The following is a 5920-nucleotide window of genomic DNA, read 5'->3' as shown; positions in this document are numbered from 1 at the left end:
CCCCACCGATCGCGCACGACCAGGGTCCAAACACCACGTCCTCGTAGATGCGAACGGCGTTCCTGTCTGCGCGATCCTGACCGGTGCGAACCGCAACGATGTCACGCAACTGCTGCCGCTGGTCGACGCTATCCCGCCGATTCGCGGCACACGCGGCCGACCGCTTCGCAAGCCCAAGGTCATCTATGCCGACCGTGGCTACGATTCCGACTCGCATCGCCGCCGACTTCGCGAGCGCGGCATCAGACCGGTCATCGCCAGGCGCCGCACCGAACACGGCAGCGGCCTCGGCAAATTTCGTTGGGTCGTCGAACGGACCCATTCGTGGCTCCATGGTTTCCGTCGTCTTCGCATTCGCTTCGAACGTCGATCTGACATTCACGAAGCATTCCTAAAACTAGCCTGCTCACTCGTCTGCTGGAACATCTTCAGACTATCTGAGCGGCCTTTTTGAACTGGCCTTTTAAGGTAATTTTGGCGAAAATTTCATGAATCCCGGCCAACCCTCAAGGCAGCGCTCACGGAGATCTGGAACGCTGCGACGCGCGCCGATGCGATCGTCGCCTACGATCAGTTCGTCGCGACCTATACGGCCAAATATCCGAAAGCGGCCGAGAAGATCACGAGGGATCGCGACGCGTTGCTCGCCTTCTACGACTTCCCGGCCGAGCACTGGCAGCACGTGCGGACCACGAATCCGATCGAATCGACGTTCGCGACGGTGCGTCATCGCACGGGCCGCACACGCAACTGTCTGTCGCGCGCAACCTACCTCGGGATGGCGTTTAAGCTCATCGAAGCAGCGGAACAGTCTTGGCGGAAGATCCGCGGCGTCGACAAGATCGAACCGCTCCTGAAGGGCATTCCCTTCAAAGACGGAACCCCGGTGATCGCGAGCACGCCGGCTCCTCAACCGCTGGCCGCCTGATCATGCTGACCCGCCCGCGTACACCAGAATTGACGATTGCTCGTGCAGATGGCGTCAGTGAAACTCGGCGCCATCGCTCAACAACCACGCCGGAATATCGCGCTTGCCGTTGAGCACGCGCCAGACTTCGATGTGGTCCTCGCGTTCAATGTAGAAGATAAGGTGCGGGTAACGTTCAAGCGGCCACGATCGCAGGCCCGGGATGTCCAGCTCATACCCATAGCGCGGAGACCCGAGGTTGGGGTGCTGCGCGAGGCGCTTGTACGCGATCTCGATTTCGTCAATGAATCCGGATGCGGCATGCTCCGAGCCTTCATCCACAAGGTAGTGGGTCAGCTCGTCTTCTACGTCCTGCTTGGCTAGCTGGGTGGGGATTACTGGCTTGCCCTTCATTTGCGCGAAGTACGCACTCGGGCGCGAAGCGATTCGAAGTAGTCGGCGTCGACCGGGGCCGTGAGACCGGACGTCGCGCCTTGCAGGATAAGCGCGCGCAAATGCTTGCGCTGCTGATCCTTGCGGATTAGTTCGCGGACGTATTCGCTGCTCGTGCCGTAGCCGCACTCACCGACCTGTTCGTCGACGTAGTCCTTCAGCGAATCGGGGAGAGAAATGTTCATCGTGGTCATGCGAATCAGTCTATCACGGTTTGGCAAAATTTGCCAAGACGCGGATTGCTTCGGCTATCGCATCGGCGAAAACCCCGCCGAGATCGGCCGTTGCCTCGCGCCTCGCCTTCTTCGAGACCCGTGATATGGGGCCGCATACTCAAGGTGAACATGGCCCAGCAGTAACTGAACGGTAGAACCCGACTGGATTCACGCTCCCAAGCCCTGAGCAGTCATCAACCGATACAGGGTCGCCCGCGACACCCCCAGTTCGGCCGCCACGGCGCTCATCCGATTGCCGTGCCGCAGCAGCGCCGCCCTGATCGCCCGCCACTCAGCCTGCTCGCGGGCCTCGGCGAGCGTGATCACCGGATGCGCCGCGAACGCGGCGAGGTCCAGATCGGCGGCCGACAGCAGGCGGCCATTGGACATCACGATCGCGCGCCGGATCCGGTTCTCGACGTACCGCAGCCCCATAGTCTGCGTGGACGTCGCCCATTGAGATCCAGCGACCACCAGCCAGGCTGCGGCCCAGTATCTCGGATGTGATTTGCTGTCGACCAGCGCGACACCTCGGAGCGCCCGCGGCACGGCGTCGGCACCGATCTGAACATAAAAAGATCCAGAACAGAACGCAACAGCGAAACTTCCCATAAGTGCGTCTTGCCGTTGCGGTATCTGGAGCCTCAGTACCGCCTAATGCGCAACACTTCAGGACATACTGAATTTAGCGCTGCCAAGATCATGCGCTAGCTACGAGACGCTGCAATCGGTCCGGCCTTCATCGCGCCCGGCAGTCCGGGGGATGCGGCCATTTTCTTGGACTGATTTACGTTGCTAACCCGAGGCTTTCGCGGTACTCGATGGGGCTGAGATAGCCAAGGGAGCCCTTGATCCGTACGGTGGTCTCGCTCATTCGGACAGTTTTCCGAGATTTTTAAGGCAGTATGACTTTCCGTGAGGCGGGGCGGGCCTGGCGTGGGGGATGCAAACGCGGGTTAGCATCGCTACCAGAGCCGCACGGTGTGGGCAGGGCCACACCCGGCGATTTCCACCACGGAGGCCAGCCCCGCCTCACGGAAAGTCATACTGCCCTATCCGACTGTCCGAATTTGCGCGGCCCCCTCTCATCGATCACTCCGCCGAAGGCAATTCCCGAACATCGATCACATTCAGCGAACGATCGTCCGGCACCAGCAGGTCGATCCGTCGCATGCGCGGATGCGCGAACATGCACGCGCACAGCAGCACGCTCGTCGCGCCCACCGCGACAAACAACAGCGAGACGCCGCCACCCTTGCCGATCCCGAGCCATGCGTTCGCCGCCTGCGCGAACGTCCCGCCCGCCGACAGCGCGGGCTCCAGCACCCGGTCGACGACGAACCCGCCCACCGCGACGACGACCGTCATCGTCGCGATCATCAGCATGCTGACGAACGACAGCACGCTGGCCTTGTTGCGCGCCGGGATTTTGCGCAGCCACAGCGCGCTGGCGCACCCTTCGGCGACGCTGCCCGCCGCCAGCGCGACGAACGCGATCGCGCAGTACGACGACGTGGCCGACACGAGGCCGATCGACAGCATGCAGAGCGACAGCACCGCATCCGCGCACACGACGATCAGCATCAGGCGCCGCGGATTCGTCGTCGCGACGAGGAGCGACATGCCGGCGAGCCCACCGATTGCAGCCGACGTGTAGACGAGCCCGAGCTGCGCGCTCGAATGAGTCGCGAGCACGAGCGGTGCGATCATCATCGTCGCAAGCGAGATCAGCGCGCTCTGGATCATCACGTAGCCGAGCAGTCCGAGCATCAGCGGCTCCGCTTCGAAGAAGCGCAACGCGCTCGCGATACCCGCCAGTACATCGCGCCGCAGCGGCCGGTCCGCGCGCACCGGCTCGACGGATGCCGCGCCGGGATGCCCCAGCGCCTTGAGCACGCACAGCATCGCCGCGACGCTCGCGACGAAATGGATCGTGAAGACCGCATTCAGGCCGGCGCCGCCCATGATGACTCCGCCGAGCAGCGGCGCGATGAGCGTCGACACGTTCTTGCCGATACCCATCAGGCCGTTCGCACGCGTCAGCGCGTCGTTCGAGACGATCGAATTGATCGACGCCTGATTGGCAGGTGTCCGAAATGCGCCGACCGCCGACGCGCATGCGTTGAACGCATACAAGTGCATCGGCTGCAGCCGGTCCGCGAACAACAGCGCGAGCAGCAGCAGCGTGAGCAGCGCGAGCGCCGCGTTGGCCGACACGATGATGAGCTTGCGGTCGATCCGGTCGGCCAGGCCGCCCGCGAACGGCAGGATCAGCACCGACGGCAGCGTCGCTGCGATCACCGTGTTCGAGAAAGCCGTCACCGAGCCGGAATGCTGATAGACCCACACGCCGAGTGCGAACGACATCAGCGCGGCGGCGCATTGCATCGACGATTCGCCCAGCCAGAAAAAAAAGAAACGACGACCCGTCGACATGCAGTCCTTCCCGGTTTGAGCGCGATCAAGCTCGCGCGACGCGAACGCGTCGGATTCGGCGTTCGCGCATCTGGCGCGCGAACCGGCCTGCCGGATTAGAACACCGGCGGCGCCCGATGTCTGTCATGGGAATGCATGACGGGCGCCGCGTGCATTGTCCGGCGTTGGGGGGACAGACGCTCGGCCGGCGCGGTGTTTTAATGCCCGTCACTTGAGAATGGCCGCATCCGCTGCGCGGGTTTCCGGCGCAATCGAACGTCGCAATGTATCGGCATCCGAATAATTTTCGAAAGCGAATCCATCTACGGCGGGCAGCGAGATGAAATACCCCCTACGGGCAGCACAGCGCAATATTCTGTCGGCGCAAAACATCCACGAAGACCACCGGCTCGCGCACATCGGCGCGTTGGCGCACATCGTCGGCGTGCTCGACGCCGATCTCTTCTGGCGCGCGGCCGACTTCGTCGCACAGCACAGCGCGGCGGTACGCTCGTCGCTACACGACGGCGACGATGGCCAGCACCAGATCGCGCACGACGACACCGGCTTCGCGCGCGAGATGCTCGACCTGCGCGCGCATGCCGATCCGCAGGCCGCTGCGCAGCGCTTCGTCGACGACGATTTCGCGAATCGCCCGTTCGCCACCGACGGACGCGAGATCGCCTGCGGGATGGTGCTGATACAGGTTGGCGATAACGACCACATCGCCTATGCGAAATTCCATCACGCGCTGTTCGACGGATGGGGCACGTCGCTCTTTTACGCGCGCCTCTGCGACGCGTACAACCGGATGCGTGCGGGCGAAGCGCCGCAGCCGTGGGACGAGACGAGCGTCGACGCGATGCTCGCCGACGAGCGCGCATATCTTGCTTCCGACAAGTGCGACGCGTCGCGGCGCTACTGGGCCGAGCGCCTCGCGTCATACGACAGCGAGTATTTTTCGCGCGCGACGTCGCAGTCGAACCGCCGCACGGTGCTCGCGCTGAGCGCGGCCGACACCGCCGCGCTGCACGCGTGGTCGGACGCGCAGCGCGCGAGCCCGTTTCATTTCTTCGCGGCGGTCCTGCAGGCGACGCTGTTTCGCGTCGTCGGCGCCCGCGACCTCGCGATCGGCCTGCCGATCCTGAACCGTCGCACCGCGATGGACAAGCAGACGATCGGACTCTTTCTCGGCTTTTGCGTATTGCGTACGTCGGCCACGCCCGCCGACACGTTCGCGGCGCTCGTCGCGCGAATCGGCACGCAACTGAAAGCCGATTTCCGCCATCAGCGCTATCCGCTCGACGCGGTGTCGGGCGACCAGGGCCGGCTGCCGTTCGAAGTGAGCCTGTCGTATGAGCGGCACGACTACGATGCGAAGTTCGACGGCACGCAGACGACGGTGACACCGCTGCGCACGCCCGCGCAAAGCTATCCGTTGCGCGTCTATGTGCGCGACTTCAGCGCGCGACGGCCGATCTACGTCGACTTCGACACGAACGATTCATGCTTCGGCGAGCTTGCGCCGCAGACGCTCGTCGATGCGTTCCGGGACGTGCTTCGTGAAGCGCTCGACGACGCGAATGCGCGGCTCGTTCCGGCAAAGCTGGCGGATCGCGATGCACGGGCGACGTGTTCGACCGCCCTGCCCGTACCGTCGCATGCGAACCTGTGCGATGCGTTCGAGCAGATCGCCACGCAGTATCCGGATGCGATTGCCGTATCCGGCGACGTCGGTTCGCTGACCTATGCCGAACTCGACGCACGCGCCAATGCGCTCGCATGGACGCTGCGCGATCTCGGCGCGGGCCCCGAGCTGCGCATCGGTCTCGCGTCCGGGCGCGACATTCATTTCGCGATCGGCATGCTCGCCATTCTCAAGACCGGCGCCGCTTATGTGCCGCTCGACTCCGCCTATCCCGACGAGCGC

The 5920-nt window shown here is 63.9% G+C and carries 5 protein-coding genes and 2 pseudogenes; 3 read left to right on the top strand and 4 right to left on the bottom strand.

Translation table 11 applies throughout. The features are described 5' to 3' along the window. Positions 1-454 (top strand): IS5 family transposase (locus tag ACV22W_RS33340; protein WP_448023788.1); only part of this gene is annotated, 454 nt, incomplete at its 5' end. A 51-nt stretch (positions 455-505) separates the two neighbouring features. After that, positions 506-928, top strand: a pseudogene (locus ACV22W_RS33335) (transposase); the annotation flags it as partial. Between the two features lie 54 nt (positions 929-982). Here ACV22W_RS33335 and ACV22W_RS33330 read toward each other — a convergent pair. The 4 genes and pseudogenes from ACV22W_RS33330 to ACV22W_RS33315 all read right to left on the bottom strand — a co-directional run bounded on the left by ACV22W_RS33330 (position 983) and on the right by ACV22W_RS33315 (position 3963). Beyond that, the gene (locus ACV22W_RS33330; protein ID WP_448023787.1) at positions 983-1321 is read right to left on the bottom strand and encodes a type II toxin-antitoxin system RelE/ParE family toxin; all 339 of its coding nucleotides are present in this window, start codon (positions 1319-1321) and stop codon (positions 983-985) included. Continuing rightward, positions 1318-1554 carry a type II toxin-antitoxin system ParD family antitoxin gene (locus ACV22W_RS33325; RefSeq protein WP_059887407.1) on the bottom strand — a complete coding sequence of 79 codons (237 nt, stop codon included), beginning with the start codon at positions 1552-1554 and terminating at the stop codon, positions 1318-1320. Before ACV22W_RS33325 ends, ACV22W_RS33330 begins: the two co-directional genes overlap by 4 nt. A gap of 198 nt (positions 1555-1752) precedes the next feature. Then, positions 1753-2004 (bottom strand): annotated as a pseudogene (locus ACV22W_RS33320) (helix-turn-helix domain-containing protein); the annotation flags it as partial. Positions 2005-2667: 663 nt separating this feature from the next. Then, a complete protein-coding gene (locus ACV22W_RS33315; protein WP_448023786.1) occupies positions 2668-3963 on the bottom strand; it encodes an MFS transporter in 1296 nt (431 codons plus the stop codon). 367 nt (positions 3964-4330) lie between these two features. Here ACV22W_RS33315 and ACV22W_RS33310 point away from each other — a divergent pair. Beyond that, on the top strand, positions 4331-5920 hold a 1590-nt coding region (locus tag ACV22W_RS33310), incomplete at its 3' end, for a condensation domain-containing protein (RefSeq protein WP_448023784.1).

Source organism: Burkholderia sp. AW49-1 (genome assembly GCF_053427845.1).
The sequence above is the reverse complement of the archived record's forward strand: the minus strand, read 5'-3'. Positions and strand labels throughout refer to the sequence as shown.